At 65.2% G+C, this 16,702-nt stretch carries 13 protein-coding genes; 11 read left to right on the forward strand and 2 right to left on the reverse strand.

Annotation, left to right across the window (positions count from 1 at the left end; all coding sequences use genetic code 11):
• Positions 1–115 precede the first annotated feature (115 nt).
• The 11 genes from ASD45_RS12050 (at position 116) to ASD45_RS12100 (ending at position 12,280) form a co-directional block, all read left to right on the forward strand.
• Positions 116–976, forward strand: coding sequence for an AraC family transcriptional regulator (locus tag ASD45_RS12050; RefSeq protein WP_056911698.1), 861 nt, complete (start codon positions 116–118; stop codon positions 974–976).
• Positions 977–1,096: 120 nt separating this feature from the next.
• Entirely contained in the window at positions 1,097–4,042 is a 2,946-nt protein-coding gene (locus ASD45_RS12055; RefSeq protein ID WP_056911699.1) for a molybdopterin cofactor-binding domain-containing protein, read from the forward strand.
• Positions 4,039–4,866: an FAD binding domain-containing protein gene (locus tag ASD45_RS12060; protein WP_056911700.1), complete on the forward strand. Its 828-nt coding sequence runs from the start codon at positions 4,039–4,041 to the stop codon at positions 4,864–4,866. The genes ASD45_RS12055 and ASD45_RS12060 overlap by 4 nt, the downstream gene beginning before the upstream one ends.
• The gene (locus ASD45_RS12065) at positions 4,854–5,363 is read left to right on the forward strand and encodes a (2Fe-2S)-binding protein (protein WP_056911701.1); all 510 of its coding nucleotides are present in this window, start codon (positions 4,854–4,856) and stop codon (positions 5,361–5,363) included. Before ASD45_RS12060 ends, ASD45_RS12065 begins: the two co-directional genes overlap by 13 nt.
• Entirely contained in the window at positions 5,356–6,897 is a 1,542-nt protein-coding gene (locus ASD45_RS12070) for an AMP-binding protein (protein WP_056911702.1), read from the forward strand. Before ASD45_RS12065 ends, ASD45_RS12070 begins: the two co-directional genes overlap by 8 nt.
• 5 nt (positions 6,898–6,902) lie before the next feature.
• Positions 6,903–7,697, forward strand: coding sequence for an enoyl-CoA hydratase/isomerase family protein (locus ASD45_RS12075; protein WP_200949726.1), 795 nt, complete (start codon positions 6,903–6,905; stop codon positions 7,695–7,697).
• A gap of 53 nt (positions 7,698–7,750) precedes the next feature.
• A complete protein-coding gene (locus tag ASD45_RS12080; protein WP_056912748.1) occupies positions 7,751–8,920 on the forward strand; it encodes an ABC transporter substrate-binding protein in 1,170 nt (389 codons plus the stop codon).
• A 33-nt stretch (positions 8,921–8,953) separates the two neighbouring features.
• Positions 8,954–9,847, forward strand: a complete 894-nt coding sequence (locus ASD45_RS12085; RefSeq protein WP_056911704.1) for a branched-chain amino acid ABC transporter permease — start codon at positions 8,954–8,956, stop codon at positions 9,845–9,847.
• On the forward strand, positions 9,840–10,829 hold the full coding sequence (locus tag ASD45_RS12090) for a branched-chain amino acid ABC transporter permease (RefSeq protein WP_056911705.1): 990 nt from the start codon (positions 9,840–9,842) through the stop codon (positions 10,827–10,829). Before ASD45_RS12085 ends, ASD45_RS12090 begins: the two co-directional genes overlap by 8 nt.
• Positions 10,826–11,569: an ABC transporter ATP-binding protein gene (locus ASD45_RS12095; RefSeq protein ID WP_056911706.1), complete on the forward strand. Its 744-nt coding sequence runs from the start codon at positions 10,826–10,828 to the stop codon at positions 11,567–11,569. The genes ASD45_RS12090 and ASD45_RS12095 overlap by 4 nt, the downstream gene beginning before the upstream one ends.
• A 3-nt stretch (positions 11,570–11,572) precedes the next feature.
• A complete protein-coding gene (locus ASD45_RS12100; RefSeq protein ID WP_056911707.1) occupies positions 11,573–12,280 on the forward strand; it encodes an ABC transporter ATP-binding protein in 708 nt (235 codons plus the stop codon).
• Between the two features lie 53 nt (positions 12,281–12,333).
• On the opposite strand, the gene ASD45_RS12105 is transcribed toward ASD45_RS12100, so the two are convergent.
• Positions 12,334–15,456, reverse strand: coding sequence for an efflux RND transporter permease subunit (locus ASD45_RS12105; protein WP_056911708.1), 3,123 nt, complete (start codon positions 15,454–15,456; stop codon positions 12,334–12,336).
• Between the two features lie 3 nt (positions 15,457–15,459).
• Positions 15,460–16,608 (reverse strand): efflux RND transporter periplasmic adaptor subunit, encoded by a 1,149-nt coding sequence (locus ASD45_RS12110; protein WP_156380815.1) that lies wholly within the window; start codon positions 16,606–16,608, stop codon positions 15,460–15,462.
• Between the last annotated feature and the right edge of the window lie 94 nt (positions 16,609–16,702).

Genomic DNA, 16,702 nt, shown 5'->3' on the forward strand with positions numbered 1-16,702 from the left:
CCGGCGTCAGGAATCGCTCCCTCCGCGAATTCATCAAAATGAGTTTTCTTGACTGTTCCGCCTACTGTTTCTTATGTAATATCAGTGGGTTTTCACCGCTACTTCGCAGGCCGGGATGTCGTCAGCGTTGGGTATCATTCATGGGACGTTCGGCCGTGTCGCGTTGCTCGACATGGACCGTTCGCTCGTGCGGCACGCGCATCCTCACTGCCATGTGCTGATCAAGGCGGAGGGTGCCGACACCCAGTTTGCGGTCGGCGATCATCTCGTGCAACTCACCGACTCCCAGGCCGTGCTGATCAACACCTGGGAGCCGCACGCCTACGTCCATTATCCCGAGCGGCCGCGCACCATCATCCTGGCGCTTTATATCGAGCCCGAATGGCTGAAGATCTTCCGTCCGAACTGGGCGGCGAGCGGCGCGCCTGGATTCTTCGAAAAGCCGGCCGGAGAATTGTCGCCGCGCATCCGGCGCCTGTCCATGGATCTGGCGGCGATGATGCTCGCGAATCCCGGCGCCGGGGCCGAGCAGGAACAACTGCTGTCCGATCTGATGATCTCGGTGATCGAGCGATTTACGCCGTGGCGGACGCTCTCGCGCAGCCTTGCCGACATCGAGCGCAACCGCGACCGGTTCGACTGGCGCATTCGCCGCGCCGTAATGCTGATGCGGGCCGAGCCGCAGCGCGCGAGCGACGTCGATGCGCTGGCGCGCGAAGCCGGCCTGTCGCGCGCGCATTTCTACCGCTTGTTCGAGCGCTCCACGCGCATGACGCCGCACGTCTATCTCAACCTGCTGCGCATGGAGCTGGCGGTGGAATCCGTCGTGCACAGCAACCACAGCTTCGCCGTGGTCAGCGACCGGCTCGGCTTCAGCGCGCCCGGGCATTTTACCCGCTTCTTCCGCGATCACGCCGGCGTGACACCGAGCGAGTTCCGCCAGGTCGCGCGCATGGGCCCGCCGGTCGGCGCCTGACCCTCGCCAAATGAGATTCCTCGGTAAGCCGTGAGACGGATCGGCATCGTCAGCCTTGGGCGACCGTGAAAGCTTCCCCGGCGCGCCAGTTCAAGAGCGCGTCCGAGGGATCGTCCGGCAATGTCCGCCGCCAATAGCAGCACCCAGTGGTGCGGCCAGTCAGTTGAACGCGTCGAAGACGCCGCGCTGCTGACAGGCCGCGGGCGCTTTATCGACGATCTGGCGACCAAGCCCGGCACGCTGCACGCCGCCATCCTGCGCTCGCCGCACGGCCATGCCCGCCTCGCCGCCATCCGCACCGACGCCGCGCGCGCGCTGCCCGGCATTGCCGCCGTGCTGACCGGCGACGACATCCGCAAGCTGTCGGCGAGCCTCGTCGTCGGCGTCAAAGCGCCGGTCGAATGCTGGCCGATCGCCACCGATCGCGTGCGCTATGTCGGCGAGCCGGTGGCCGTGGTCGTGGCGACGAGCCGCTATATCGCCGAAGACGCGCTCGATCTCATCGAGGTCGATTACGACACGCTGCCGGCGATCGTCGATCCGGTCGCGGCGCTCAATCCAACCCAGCCCGTGCTGCATGACGGCCTCAAGTCCAACCTCGCCAGCGAACGCACCTTCCGTTACGGCGAACCCGAAGAGGCCTTCACGGAAGCCGCGCATCGCATCGCCGTCACCATCCGCTATCCGCGCAATTCCTGCACGCCGATGGAGACCTACGGCCTCGTCGCCGAATACGACCCCGGCGAGGACGCTTACGACGTGCTCGCCAACTTCATGGGCCCTTTCAGCCTGCATGCGGTGATGGCGCGAGCGCTCAAAGTGCCGGGCAACCGCTTCCGCCTGCGCACGCCGCCGGATTCCGGCGGCAGCTTCGGCGTCAAGCAGGGCGTCTTTCCCTATATCGTTCTGATGGGCGTCGCCGCCCGCGTCACCGGGCAACCGGTGAAATGGATCGAGGATCGCCTCGAGCATCTCGCCGCCTCCGTGTCGGCGACCAATCGTGTCACGACGCTCAAGGCCGCCGTCGATTCCGACGGCCGCGTGCGCGCGCTTGACTGGGACCAGCTTGAGGATGTCGGCGCCCACATCCGCGCGCCCGAGCCGGCCACGCTCTATCGCATGCATGGCAACCTCACCGGCGCCTACGACATCCGCCACGTTTCGGTGCGCAATCGCGTCGTGCTCACCAACAAGACGCCGACGGGGTTGAACCGCGGCTTCGGCGGCCCGCAGGTCTATTACGCGCTGGAGCGGCTGATGCAGCGCATCGCCGTCGAACTGAAGCTCGATCCGGTCGAGGTGATCCGCCGCAATCTGATCCCGTCGGGCGCCTTCCCCTATCGTACCGCGACCGGCGCGCTGCTCGACTCCGGCGATTACGTCAAAGCCTTCGGCCTTGCGCTGCAGGACGGCGGATTCGCCGAGTTGCGCCAACGCCAGGCCACAGCGCGCGCCGAAGGCCGCCTTTACGGCATCGGCCTCACCGCCGCGGTCGAGCCCAGCGTCTCCAACATGGGTTACATCACCACCGTGCTGACGCCGGACGAGCGCCGCAAGGCCGGGCCGAAGAACGGCGCGCAGGCGACGGCCACCATCTCGCTCGATCCGCTCGGCGGCGTCACCGTTCATGTCTCCTCGGTGCCGCAGGGCCAGGGTCATCGCACCGTGCTGGCGCAGATCGTCGCCGACGATCTTGGTCTCAAGCCGTCAGACATCCGTGTCGTCACCGATTTCGACTCCGCGCGTGACGCCTGGTCAATCGCCTCCGGCAACTATTCCAGCCGCTTCGCCGCCGCGGTCGGCGGCGCCGCCAAGCTCGCCAGCGGCAAGATCAAGGCGAAGCTGGCGCGCACGGCCGCCGCGCAGCTCAATGTCGCCGCCGATGACATCGAGTTCGCCGGCGGCAAAGTGCGGGCACGCGGCAATCCGGACAACGCCCTTCCGTTCTCGCGGCTTGCCGCCACCAGCCACTGGTCGCCGGGTCTCGTGCCGGAGGAGAACCAGGCGCTGCGCGAGACCGCTTTCTGGTCGCCGACGCAACTCACGGCGCCGACCGAAGGCGACGAGATCAATTCCTCGCTCTGCCATGGCTTCATCTTCGACTTCTGCGGCGTCGAGATCGACCGCGTCACCGGCGCGGCGCGCATCGACAAATACGTCACGATGCACGACTGCGGCACCATCCTGCATCCCGGCATGGTCGCCGGCCAGGTGACCGGCGGCTTCGCCCACGCGGTCGGCGCTGCGCTGTATGAGGAATACGCCTACGGCGACGACGGCAGCTTTCTCACCGGCACCTTCGCCGACTACCTCGTGCCGACGACGATGGAAGTCCCGGCGCCGGTGATCCTGCACTACGAGACGCCATCGCCCTTCACGCCGCTCGGCGCCAAAGGCGTCGGCGAAGGCAACTGCATGTCGACGCCGGTGTGCCTTGCCAACGCGGTCGCCGATGCGCTCGGCCTCGACGCCATCGACCTGCCGCTGACGCCGGCGAAGCTGGCCGCGCATATCCACGGCGCGGAAAGCACGCCGCCGCAACAGGAACGGCCTGCCCTGGCGGCCGGCAAAGGCCGCGCGCTGCACGGCGCCGGCGAGGCGCATGTCAACGCGTCGGCGGACGCCGTCTGGCGGATGCTGCTCGACCCCAACACCCTTGCCACGATCATTCCCGGCGCCCACGGCGTCGAGAAACTCTCCGACACGCATTTCCGTGCCGACGTTACGCTCGGCGTCGGCCCGGTCACCGGCCGCTACAAGGCCGACATCAGACTTTCCGATCTCGATGCCCCGCGCGCGGTCACGCTCACCGGCATCGTCACCGGCGCGCTGGGCGATGCCCGCGGCGCCGGCCGCATCACCCTGACGCCGGACGAAGCCGGCACCAGGGTCGCCTACGACTATGACGCCGCGATCGGCGGCAAGGTCGCTTCCATCGGCGGCCGCCTGCTCGACGGCGCCGCGAAGGTCGTCATCCGGCAATTCTTCGCGGCTTTGGTTCGTCACACCGGCGGCGCGCCGGCCAAACGCGGTCTGTTCGCCCGCCTGTTCGGGAGGGACACATGAAGCCCGCCCGCTTCGATTACATCCGCGCCGCCGATCTCGCCGAGGCGCACGACGCGCTTGCCGAATACGGCAACGATGCGCGCGTCATCGCCGGCGGCCAGACCTTGATGCCGATGCTGTCGATGCGCCTGGTGCGGCCGAAGGTCGTCGTCGACATCATGCACCTGCCGGCGTTGCGCGGCATCGAGGCCGGCGGCAACGGCATCCGCATCGGCGCCGGCGTTCGTCAAGCTGAGCTGCTGGCCTGGCCCGGCCTCGCCGAGCACTTGCCACTGCTCAACGCCGCCCTGCCCTGGGTCGGCCACGCGCAAACGCGCAGCCGCGGCACCGTGTGCGGTTCCGCCGCCCATGCCGATCCCAGCGCCGAAATTCCGCTCTGCCTGCTGGCGCTCGGCGCCACCATCGAACTGTCATCGCGCCGCGGCCGCCGCCGCGTCCCGGCCGCCGATTTCTTCACGGGCATGATGACGACGGCGCGCGCCGAGAATGAACTGATCGAGGCTGTGCACATTCCGGGCAAGCAGGCCGGCTCCGGCTGCGCGTTCAAGGAATTCGGCCGCCGCCATGGCGATTTCGCCATCGTCGCCTGCGCCGCGATCGTCACGGCGGCCAGTGTCCGCCTCGCGGTCGGCGGCGTCGCCGACAAACCCGTATTGCGCGACTTCGCCATAGACGACGGCAAGCCACTCGACGAAGCGCTCGATGCCTTCGCCTGGGCGCTCGACGCGCGTGACGACTTGCATGCCACCGGACGCTATCGCCGCGAACTGGTGCGCCAGATGGGCCGCGACACCATCGAGGAGGCGCGCCGATGCCACGCTTGACCGCCGGCGAGCGCCACACCGTGCGCTTCACCCTCAACGGCCGCGCCGTCGAAGCGCAGGCCGAGCCGCGCATGCTGCTCACCGATTTCCTGCGCCATGAGCTGGGCGCAACCGGCACGCATGTCGGCTGCGAGCACGGCGTCTGCGGCGCCTGCACGGTCGAAATCGACGGCGTGCCGGCGCGCTCCTGCCTCACGCTGGCGGTGCAGACCGACGGTGCATCGATCCGCACGGTGGAAGGCCTCGCCCCCGAACCTGGGCGGCTGTCGGTGCTGCAGGAGGCATTCCGCCGCCACCACGCCTTGCAATGCGGCTTCTGCACCGCCGGCATCCTGATGTCGCTCGACAACTATCTGCGGCGGCAGCCGAACCCGAGCGAACACGAGCTGCGCGAATTTCTCGGCGGCCACATCTGCCGCTGCACTGGTTACGTCCCAATCGTGGCCGCGGCCATGGATGCGGCAAGAAGACTGCGGGAGTCCCCTTCCGATGTTTGATCTCGGCAACAGCTTTCTCGGCAGCGTGGAGCGCGCACCCGAAGCGCTCGCCATCGTCGATGGCGATGTGCGCCTCACTTACGCCGAATGGTACGCCCGCATCTCATCCATCGTCGCGGCGTTCGACGAACTCGGTCTGATGCCGGGCGACCACGTCGTCACCGTGCTGCAAAACCGCTGGGAAGCCGCCACCCTCCATTGGGCCAGTCAGTTCGCCGGCATCGTCATCACGCCGGTCAACTGGCGCTCGAAGGCCGACGAAATCGACTTCTGCGTCGAAAACTCCGAGGCCAAGGCCGTGGTGTTCGAGGCGGTGTCCGCCGAGGCCACCCGCCTCTCCGCCGAGGCCGGGTTGCGGATCCGCATTGCGCTCGATGTCGCGCAGGATGACGAAGTGAAATTCGGCGCCATGTTTGAGCGCAAGGCGGCGCCCGCCCAGCCGCGCGTCGGCGCCGATGCCTGGTCGGTGATGCTCTACACCTCCGGCACCACCGCCAAGCCAAAGGGCGTGCCGCGCCGCCAGCGCGCCGAGCGCGCCGCCGCGATCGCGCATGTCGCACAGAACCAATACGCCAGTGGCGAACGCACCCTCGGCGTCATGCCGCTCTATCACACCATGGGTGTGCGCTCGTTGCTTGCCATGTCGCTGATCGGCGGCACCTTCGTCTGTCTGCCACGTTTCGATGCCGTCAGGGCGCTGGAGCTGATCGAGGCCGAGAAGATCACCAACCTCTATCTGGTGCCGACGCTCTATCACGACCTGGTGCATAACGACTTCTTCGCCCGGACGAACATTGCCTCGGTGCGCAAGCTCGGCTTCGCCGGCGCGTCGATGACCGACGGGCTGTTGAAGGAGCTGAACGCCGCCTTCAAACCGGACCTGTTCGTCAATCACTATGGCTCGTCGGAGATCTACACCTTCACCGTCGATCAGAACGCGCCGAAGAAGCCCGGCTCGGCCGGCCGGGCCGGCATCAACCAGCGCATTCGCGTCGTGAAGCTCAACGCCGTCGGCCCGGATGACGCGGCGGACGTCGGCGAGGAAGGCGAGATCATCGCCCACCTCGCCAGCGACGAAGCCTTCGAAGGCTACTGGCGCCGTCCGGAATCGGACGCCAAGGCGCTGCGTCAGGGTTGGTACTTCACCGGCGACACCGGCTACGTCGACAAGGACGGCGACCTGTTCGTCACCGGGCGCGCGGACGACATGATCATCACCGGCGGCGAGAACGTCTCGCCCGTGGAGATCGAAAGCTGCCTGTCGCTGCATCCGGCCGTGTCGGAAGTGGCCGTGGCCGGCCTGCCGCACGAGCGCTGGGGCAAGATCATCGCCGCCTTCATCAAGCGCCAAGGCCCGGTCACCGGCGAAGAGCTCGACGAGTTCTGCCGCACCTCCGGGCTCGCCAACTTCAAGCGTCCGCGCCAGTACGTCTTCGTCAACGAAATCCCGAAATCACCGGTCGGAAAGCTCCTGCGCCGCAAGCTGGTGGCAGGCGAGTTCGCGCCCGAAGGTCAACAAGGAACTGCAGCATGAGCGTTATGTCTTTTCCCGATCCGCGTCTGGCCAAGCTCAACGGCTTTTCGGTCGAATTCAACGAAGCCAAGCAGCGTGCGGACATCGTCCTGCACCGGCCGCCCCTCAACGTGATCGAAATGCCGCAGCGCGACCAGCTCCGCCTGGTGTTCGAAGCGCTCGACGAGGACGAGCGGGTGCGCGTCATCGTGCTGCGCGCGGTCGGCGAGCACTTCTCGTCCGGCGGCAACATCAAGGGCTTCATGGAAGCCTCACCCGAGCACGTCTCGAAGCTTGCCTGGAATATCGCGGCGCCGGCGCGCTGCTCTAAGCCGGTGATCGCCGCCAACCGCGGTTACTGTTTCGGCGTCGGCTTCGAAATCTCGCTCGCCTGCGATTTCCGCATCGTCTCGGAGACCTGCCAGTACGCCCTGCCCGAACAGAAGCTCGGCCAGATTCCCGGCTCCGGCGGTTCCGCTCGTCTGCAGAAGATGGTCGGCATCACCCGCACCAAGGACATCGTGATGCGCTCGAAGCGCATACCCGGCAAGCAGGCCTATGAGTGGGGCGTCGCCACCGAATGCGTGGCCGACGACAAGCTGGAAGCCGCCACCGACGCGCTGGTGGACGAGTTGCTGACGTTCTCGCCGATCGCACAGCGCACCGCCAAGAAACTGCTCAACGACACGGAAGATTCCACGCTCGCTATCGCCATCGAGCTGGAGGGGCACTGCTACAGCCGTCTGCGGCAGTCACACGACTTCAAGGAAGGCGTCGAGGCCTTCCACGCCAAGCGGCCGGCGAAATTCTCCGGCACCTGAACGGCCACGACAGCGGCAGCCGCCGCAACAACAACACCCAAGGGAGGATGACGATGACTTACAAGACGACGATGATGGCAGCCCTGCTCGCCGCGACCGCGCTCAGCGGCGCGCAGGCCGCGGATCCGATCAAGATCGGCGTGGTGACGCCGCTGTCCGGCACCTATGCCGGCATCGGCCAGCAGGTGCGCTGGGGCCTCGAACTCGCCACCAAGGAAGTCAATGCCGCCGGCGGCATCGCCGGGCGTCAGGTCGAACTGATCTTCGAGGACGAGGAAGCCAACCCCGCCGTCGCCGTGCAGAAGGCCGACAAGCTGTTCCAGGTGAACAAGGTCGACTTCCTCACCGGCACGGTGAATTCCGGCTCGACCCTCGCCGTCGGCCAGGTCGCCGAGCGCGCCGGCAAGCTGATCGCCACCACGGTCTCCTTCGCCGACTCCATCACCACCGACAAGTGCTCGCCCAACGTATTCCGCGTCAATGCCCGCGCCGGGCAGCAGTCGGCGGCGCTGGCGGTCTGGCTGTCGAAGGACAAGCCGAAGGCCAACGTGTTCTATCTCGGCCCGGACTATGAGATGGGCCGCTCGACGGTCGCCGCCTTCAAGTCGGCCGCCGAGAAGGTCGGCGCCACGTCGTCCGGCGAGGTGTTCGCGCCGCTCGACAGCAAGGACTACACTCAGTATTTCGGCCAACTCCGCTCGGCCAGGGCCCAGGTGCTCTACACCTCGGTCGCCGGCAACGATACCGTGCGCCTGCTGACCCAGATGCAGGAGTTCGGACTTCTCACCAACCTCACCGTGGTCGGCGCCTCCGGCACCGTGACGGCGCAGAACCTGCCGGCCATCGGCAAGGCGGCGGAAGGCTTCGTCACCGGCGTCGGCTATTCGGCGCAGATCGACACGCCGGAGAACAAGAAGTTCGTCGCGGCCTTCCAGGCGGCGAACAAGATGGACCCGGATCTCTACGGCGCCGACTCCTACGGGCTGATCTACGCCTACAAGGCGGCGGTGGAGAAAGCCGGTTCGACCGACACCGACAAGGTGCGCAAGGCGCTCGAGGACCTCAAGTGGCAGACGCCGCAGGGCGAGAAGACCCTGCGCGCCGGCGACCACCAGGCGATCCAGACCATGTACGTCGTCCGCGTCACCGGCGGCAAGTTCATGACCGTGGGTCAGGTTTCCGGCGACGATGCTATCGGCCCCGACGCCTGCCCCCGCTTCTAGGGCGATCATGATCAACGCACACGAGGTCCGATAATGTCCACGGCGATCGAATATTTTCAGTTCGTACTGGCGCCGCAGATGCTCATCGGCCTCGTGCTCGGCGTCGCGGTCATCTTGGTGGCGTTGGGCCTGACCATCATCTTCGGTCTGCTCGACGTCATCAACATGTCGCACGGCGAGTTCTACGCGCTCGGCGCCTTCATCGCGCTGGCGCTCGGCTCGATCGGACTGCCGTTCTGGCTGCTCGTGATCCTTGTCCCGCTGGTGATGCTGCCGATCGGCTACGTCGTCGAGCGGGGCCTCATCCAACGCGTCTTTCATAGCAGCGAGCGTCACGTCACGACGCTCCTGCTCACCTTCGGGCTTGGGCTGGTAATGGAAGATGCCTTCCGGCTCGTGTTCGGACCCAACCCTCACAAACCGGAAACGCCGATTCCCGGGGCGATCGATGTCTTCGGCGTGTTTCTGCCGCTCTATCGCCTGTTCCTCATCGTCGGCGGCGCGGTGATCGTCGCGTTGGTGGCTGTGGTCGTCTATCGCACGCGGTTGGGGGCCATGGTGCGCGCTGCCGCATTCGACCGGCATATGGCGGCTTCGCTCGGCGTCCCGGTGCAGCACGTCTATGCCGGCGCCTTTGCCTTCGGCGTCGCCCTTGCCGGATTGGCCGGCGTGCTGCTGGCGCCGATCTATTCCGTGTTCCCCACGATGGGGCGCGATTTCATTCTAATGGCCTTCACCGTCGTCATCGTCGGCGGCATGGGCTCGATTGCCGGCGTAGTCGTCGCCGGGCTCTTGCTTACTCAAGTCCAGGCGATCTCCTCGCTTTATATTTCGCCGGTGTGGTCCGACCCGATCGTGTTCGGAATCATGGTGATCATGCTGATGGTGCGCCCTCAGGGACTGTTCGGACGGCTCGGCCATGGCTGACGCACTCACCAGATCGATGCGCGCGAGCCACGTGCTGGTGGCGATCCTCGTCGTTGCGTCGCTGATCTTCGCCGCCGTCGGCGTCGCCAAGGGCGACACATTCTATCTGCGTCTCGGCACCGAGGCGCTGATCTTTGCCGGACTTGCCCTGTCGGTCGATATTTTGCTCGGCTACACCGGGCTTCTGTCGCTCGGCCAGGCGCTCTATTTCGGGCTCGGCGCTTACGTCTCGGCGCTTGTTCTGATGGTGACGCCGTCGTTCTGGGCGGCGATGGGGGGTGCCTTCGCCGCCGCCGTCGTCGTCGGCGTCGTCGGCGGCGTCATCGCCAACCGGGTGCGCGGCGTCTATTTTGCCCTGATCACCTTCGGCATGGCGCAGGTCGCCGCCAAGGTCGTCTACAACATGCGCTCGCTCGGCGCCTCCGACGGGCTGATCGGCGTGCCGATCATCAATGTCAATTTCGGCTTCGCCGCGATTTCCAGCGCCTCACCGGCCGGCTTCTTCCTGTTCACGCTCGCCTTCATCATCATCCTCTACGCCCTCGCCGCCTATCTGCTCGATACGCCGTTCGGCCGCCTTTTGATCGCGCTGAAGGCGAATGAACGGCGCGTGCCCTTCCTCGGCTACGACACGGTGACGCCGCGGCTGATGGCCTATGTTATCGCCGCAGTCATCGCTGCGCTGTCCGGCGCGCTTTACCCGATGTTGCGCGGCTTCGTGTCGCCGGAATTGCTGTTCTTCTCGACCTCCGGCAATGCCGTCATCACCGTGGTCACCGGCGGCGTCGGCACGCTGATCGGCGCGCTCTATGGCGGCATCCTGCTGACGCTCCTGAAATCGGTGATCGGCAGCTATACCGAACATCACCTCGTCGTCATCGGGCTGCTGTTCATGGGCGCGGTGATCTTCCTGCCGCGCGGACTGATGGGCATCGTGCGGCCCGCCATCGAGCGGCTTTTGGCGCGGAGGACGAAGTCATGACGGCGCCCGTCCTCGAAGTACGCGGCCTGTCCGTCAGTTTCGGCGGCCTGCGCGCCGTCGACAATGTCAGCTTTGCCGTCGCGCGAAACCGCGTCACCACCGTCATCGGCCCGAATGGCGCCGGCAAGTCGACCTTGTTCAACCTGATTTCCGGTGCCGTGCGGCCGGTGGCTGGACAGGTGCTGATCGACGGCACCGAGCACACCGGCCAGGCGCCGAACCGCCTTCAGGCCGCGGGGCTTGCCCGCTCATTCCAGATCACCAATCTGTTCTTCGAACTGTCGGTCGCCGAAAACCTGCGGCTGGCCGCGCAGATTCTGGAGCCGATGCGCATGGCGCTGCGACCCGTGGCCGCCAGCCGCGCCGCGCAGGAGCGCGTGGACGAACTGCTGCGGCGCTTCGATCTCGACGCCAAGCGCGCCATGCCCGTATCGAAGCTGTCGCACGGCGAGCAACGACGCCTGGAAGTGGCCGTCGCGCTGGCCGGCAAGCCGAAGATCCTGCTGCTCGACGAACCCACCCAAGGCATGAGCCACGGCGACACGGCCGACACGGCCCATCTCATCAAATCGCTGGCCAGCGATGTCACCGTGCTGCTGATCGAGCACGACATCGGTCTGGTCATGAGCCTGTCGGACACGGTGATCGTCATGCACCAAGGCAGGAAACTCGCCGAGGGGACGCCCGACGCCGTGCGCGGCAATGCGGACGTTCAATCGGCCTATTTTGGGCACGCGTGATTCATGCTCACCGTCAGCAACCTGCACACCTACTACGGCACCAGCCACATCATTCAGGGCATCGACCTCGAGGTAGAAAAGGGAGCCGTCATCGGCGTGTTCGGCCGCAACGGCGTCGGCAAATCGACGCTACTGAAGACCCTCGCCGGCTGGATCAAGCCGGCGCAGGGCGAGATCGTTTTCGATAATGAACGCCTCAACGGCCGGACTGCGGATCACGTCGCCCGCAAGGGCATCGGCTTTGTGCCGGAAGATCGGCGCATCTTTCCCGGCCTCACCGTCGAAGAGAACCTTACGCTCGGCTTCCTGCAGGTGCCGCGGCGTTCGAGCGCCGGCAACACCGCCGCCCTGCGCCGCATTTACGAGCGCTTCCCGCGCCTCGCCGAACGGCGCAACCAGCATGGCACAACACTGTCCGGCGGCGAGCAGCAGATGCTGGCCATGGCACGCGTCATGATTGGCGAGCCCCGCCTGTTGCTGATCGACGAGCCGAGCGAGGGCCTGGCGCCGATGATCGTCGCCGATCTCTTTGCTATCATCGGCGAAATGAAAGAATCCGGCTGCACCATCCTGCTGGTGGAGCAGAACGTCCACGAGGCGCTGAAGGCCTGCGACCGGTTCATCGTCATCGAACGCGGCAGGATCGTGCTGAGCGGCAACGCCGCTGTCGAAGACGACCGCAACAAGCTGATGGCTGCCATCACCTTCTAGCCCGACATTCGCTCCGCGTGGAATGATCCGGGAGATGTGCCGACCGCGACGGCCTAGGCGTCACTCTTTGGGACTTCGGGCCGACGCCAGCCGAAGATGCGGCGCACCACGACGAACAGAAGCGGCACGAAGAAGATGCCAAGGACAGTCGCCGCGATCATGCCGCCCATGACGCCGATACCGATGGCATTCTGCGCGCCGGACCCCGCGCCGCTTGCCAGGGCGAGCGGCGTCACGCCGAGAATGAAGGCCAGCGACGTCATCACGATCGGTCGCAGGCGCTGACGCGCCGCGTCGATGGTCGCCTCCACCAGCGACGCACCGGCGTCGATGCGTTGGATGGCAAATTCAACGATGAGAATCGCGTTCTTCGCCGCAAGGCCGATGGTCGTCAGCAGGCCGACCTTGAAATAGACGTCGTTGCTCTGCCCGAACAGCTTAGCCGCCAGCAGCGCTCCGAAGATGCCGATGGGCACGGCGAGCATGATGGCAAACGGCGTCGACCAGCTCTCATACAGGGCGGCAAGACAGAGAAAGACGACCAAGGCCGAAATCACGTAAAGCGCGGTCGCCTGGCTGCCCGACAGCTTTTCCTGCGCCGACAGTCCGGTCCATTGGTGACCATAGCCAGGCGGCAGCTCCCCCACGATCCTGTCGATCTCGTCCATTCCGTCGCCCGAGCTGACACCTGCCGCGGCTTCTCCCTGAATTTCCACGGCCGCCGAACCGTTGTATCGCTCGAGCCGCGGCGAACCGAAGGTCCAGCGCCCGGAGGCAAAAGCCGAGAAAGGCACCATGCCGCCGGTGCCGTTTCGGACATACCACCTGCCAAGATCGGACGGCTGCATGCGCGACGCCGCATCCCCTTGCAGATACACTTTCTTGATCCGGCCGCGGTCGATGAAATCGTTGACGTAGCTGCTGCCCCACGCAGTCGACAGCGTATCGTTGATATCGGCCAGGCCGACGCCGAGCGCGCTCGCCTTCTCCTGATCGATATCGACAGAATATTGCGGCTCGTCTTCCTGACCGTTCGGCCGCGCATTGGCGATCAATTTGCTCTTCGCCGCTGCCGCGAGGATCTGATTTCGAGCCGCGATCAGCTTTTCATGGCCGGCGCCGTTGATGTCCTGCAGATAGAAATCGAAGCCGTTCGAATTGCCCAGGCCCTGAATAGCCGGCGGCGCCAGCGCGAAAGCCTGGCCGTCCTTGATCGAACGGAATGCCATCATGGCTCGCCCGGCCACAGCACTGGCTGACAACCGCTTGTCCTTACGCAGATCGAAATCCTTCAGGCGGATGAACGCCAGGCCGACATTTTGCCCCTGCCCGCCGAAGCCGAAGCCCGCGGCGGTGAATACACCTTCGACCGCATCCTTCTCCTGATTGAGAAAGTGATCCCGTACCTGCGCCAGCGCCCGCAGCGTTCGGTCCTGCGTCGCGCCAACCGGAAGCTGCACGCTGGTGATCAGAATGCCTTGGTCCTCCTCCGGCAGGAAGGAACTGGGCAAGCGCGAGAACAGAAATACGACGCCGACGATGATCAAGACAAAGGCCACGCCATATCGCACCGGTCGCGACACGATGCCGTGAGCGCCGCGGCGGTAGGCATCGGCGCTGCGCTCGAAATTCCGATTGAACCACCCGAAGAAGCCCTTCTTGGCGGCCGGGGAATCGTTGCGGCGCAGGATCGTGGCGCACAGGGCCGGCGTCAGTATCAGCGCGACAAGCACCGACAAGATCATCGCCGACACGATGGTGACCGAGAATTGACGGTAGATCACGCCGACCGAGCCGCCGAAAAAGGCCATTGGCACGAACACCGCCGATAGTACCGTGGCGATACCGACCAACGCGCTGACGATCTGGTCCATCGAGCGCCGCGTAGCCTCAGGGGCGTCGAGGTGCTCTTCTTCCATCACGCGCTCGACGTTCTCGACCACAACGATCGCGTCATCGACCAACAGGCCGATCGCCAGCACCATGGCGAACATGGTCAGGGTGTTGATGGAATAGCCAAGGACGCCAAGGACGCCGAAGGTGCCCAGCAGAACGACCGGAACGGCAAGCGTCGGGATGATCGTCGCCCTGATGTTCTGCAGAAACAGGAACAGCACGACGAAAACAAGAACAATGGCTTCGATCAGCGTTTTGACGACGTCCTGGATCGAGAGCCGAACGAACGGGGTCGTATCATAAGGATAGACGACTTCTACACCCTGCGGGAACGTCGAGGATAACTGCTTGATGGTCTTCTGCACGGCTTCGGCGGTGCTGATCGCGTTAGCGCCGGTCGCGAGATTGATCGCAAGGCCCGCCGCCGCCTTTCCGTTATAGGCGGCGCTGGTGGTGTAGCTTTCCGCCCCCAGCTCAATCGTCGCCACGTCGTTAAGCCGGATCAGCGAGCCGTTGGTCGCGCTCTTTAGAATGATGTTGCGGAACTGCTCCGGCGTCTGCAACCGGCTGCGTGCGGTGACCGTCGCGTTGAGCTGCTGACCCTTGACCGCAGGCAGACCGCCGAGCTGGCCGGCCGACACCTGGGTGTTCTGGGCCTCGAGGGCGGCCTTGATGTCGCTGGCCATCAGCGCGTATTTGGCCATTTTGTCGGGGTCCATCCAGATACGCATCGCGTATCCGGAGCCGAACAACTGGGTGTCACCCACGCCCTCGACCCTCTTGATCGTGTCGTTCAGCGTGCCGGAGACATAGTCGGCGAGATCGGTCGAATTCAGCTTGCCGTCCGTCGAGACGAAACCGATGACCATCAAAAAGCCGGTCGACGACTTGGTGACCGAAATGCCACTGTTCTGCACGCTTTGCGGCAAAAGCGCCGTTACAAGCTGCAGCTTGTTCTGCGTCTGCACTTGCGCGGTGTCGGGATCAGCGGCGTTCGTGAACGTGAGCGTAATCTGCGACTGGCCCGTCGATGTCGAGGTCGACGTCATATAGTCGAGATTATCGATGCCGGTCATGCCTTGCTCGATGACCTTGGTCACCGAGTTTTCGACCGTCTGCGCGTCGGCGCCCGCGTAATTCGCGCTGATGCGCACCGTCGTCGGCGCAATCTGCGGATACTGCGATATCGACAACGACCGGAGCGCCAAGAGGCCGCCCAGCATGATTACAATGGCGATGACCCACGCGAATATCGGCCGGTCGATAAAAAAGCGGGACATGGCCTATTCCCCGGCCCGCTTCTTTGCCTTGACCTCGCCGGTATTTTCGTCGATCGAGACTTCCGTCGCGTTCACCGCCTGGCCGACCCGCGCGGTCTGGCTGCCCTCGACGATAACGCGGTCGCCATCGTTGATGCCCGAGCGAACAAGCCAGTTGTTGCCGACATTGCGGTCGATCGAGACGGCACGCTGCTCCACCTTGTCGTCCTTGCCCACGAACAGCGCGACCGCATCTCCCTTGGTGTCCCGCGTCACCGCCCGCTGCGGCACGACAAAGCTGTTCTCGGCAACGCCTTCCTGAATGATTGCGCGCACATACATACCCGGCAGCAGCAGACGATCGGGGTTCGGAAACTCCGCGCGCAACGTGAAGGTGCCGGTTGTTTCGCTGACATTCGACTCGGCGAAAAGAAATTTTCCCGGCAGCGAATAGAGCGCGCCGTCGTCGAGCTTGAGCTTTACACTGACATCCGGTCCGTTGAACTTGAGGCGTCCTTCGCGGACCGCCTGGCGCCAGGCCAACAGGTTGGTGCTCGACTCCGTCACATCGACATTGATCGGGTCGATCGTGCGGATCGTCGTCAACAACGTGCTCTGGTTCGCGGTGACGAGCGCGCCCTCGGTCAGCGACGACTTGTCGATGCGCCCGCCGATCGGCGCGGTAATGGTTGTGAAGTCGAGGCTGATGCGCGCCGACTCGACGTTGGCTTTGGCAGACGCGACATCGGCCTTTGCTTGCGCCAGCGACGCGTTGGCGTCATCGAGGTCCTGCTTGCTGACCGCATTCTGCTTGCTGAGATTCTGATAGCGCTCGGCTTTCGCCTCCGCGCTCGGCACCGACGCTTCGGCCTTCTGCAGCGACGCGACGGCGCTGTCGTAGGAGGCACGGTAGGTGGCCGGGTCGATCTGATAGAGCGGATCGCCGGCCTTGACCTCACTGCCCTCCTTGAATAACCGCGACTTGATGAGGCCGCCGACCTGCGGTCGCACCTCGGCGGTCAACGATGCCGAAGTCCGGCCCGGCAGTTCGGTCGTAATGACGACGGATTGCGGATGCAGCGTCACGACGCTGACCTCGGCGCGCATGGCGCCGGCCGGCGGAGCTGACCCGCCCTTGTTGTCGCAGCCAACCAGCAGGCCGCAAGCAACCATCACGACGGCCAGACGGCTTGCTGACTTTCCGGCGAACCAAATCCCTGCGCGCGCTTGCATACAATCGGCTCTTATTTACAGTACTACCTAGTAC

Source organism: Pseudolabrys sp. Root1462, assembly GCF_001426945.1.
GTDB lineage: Bacteria > Pseudomonadota > Alphaproteobacteria > Rhizobiales > Xanthobacteraceae > Pseudolabrys.

Excerpts from the sequence above, each read along its gene's own strand:
- ASD45_RS12050 (WP_056911698.1), top strand. The coding sequence starts at position 116 with ATGTCGTCAGCGTTGGGTATCATTCATGGGACGTTCGGCCGTGTCGCG.
- ASD45_RS12055 (WP_056911699.1), top strand. The coding sequence starts at position 1,097 with ATGTCCGCCGCCAATAGCAGCACCCAGTGGTGCGGCCAGTCAGTTGAA.
- ASD45_RS12060 (WP_056911700.1), top strand. The coding sequence starts at position 4,039 with ATGAAGCCCGCCCGCTTCGATTACATCCGCGCCGCCGATCTCGCCGAG.
- ASD45_RS12065 (WP_056911701.1), top strand. The coding sequence starts at position 4,854 with ATGCCACGCTTGACCGCCGGCGAGCGCCACACCGTGCGCTTCACCCTC.
- ASD45_RS12070 (WP_056911702.1), top strand. The coding sequence starts at position 5,356 with ATGTTTGATCTCGGCAACAGCTTTCTCGGCAGCGTGGAGCGCGCACCC.
- ASD45_RS12075 (WP_200949726.1), top strand. The coding sequence starts at position 6,903 with ATGTCTTTTCCCGATCCGCGTCTGGCCAAGCTCAACGGCTTTTCGGTC.
- ASD45_RS12080 (WP_056912748.1), top strand. The coding sequence starts at position 7,751 with ATGACTTACAAGACGACGATGATGGCAGCCCTGCTCGCCGCGACCGCG.
- ASD45_RS12085 (WP_056911704.1), top strand. The coding sequence starts at position 8,954 with ATGTCCACGGCGATCGAATATTTTCAGTTCGTACTGGCGCCGCAGATG.
- ASD45_RS12090 (WP_056911705.1), top strand. The coding sequence starts at position 9,840 with ATGGCTGACGCACTCACCAGATCGATGCGCGCGAGCCACGTGCTGGTG.
- ASD45_RS12095 (WP_056911706.1), top strand. The coding sequence starts at position 10,826 with ATGACGGCGCCCGTCCTCGAAGTACGCGGCCTGTCCGTCAGTTTCGGC.
- ASD45_RS12100 (WP_056911707.1), top strand. The coding sequence starts at position 11,573 with ATGCTCACCGTCAGCAACCTGCACACCTACTACGGCACCAGCCACATC.
- ASD45_RS12105 (WP_056911708.1), bottom strand. The coding sequence starts at position 15,456 with ATGTCCCGCTTTTTTATCGACCGGCCGATATTCGCGTGGGTCATCGCC.
- ASD45_RS12110 (WP_156380815.1), bottom strand. The coding sequence starts at position 16,608 with ATGGTTGCTTGCGGCCTGCTGGTTGGCTGCGACAACAAGGGCGGGTCA.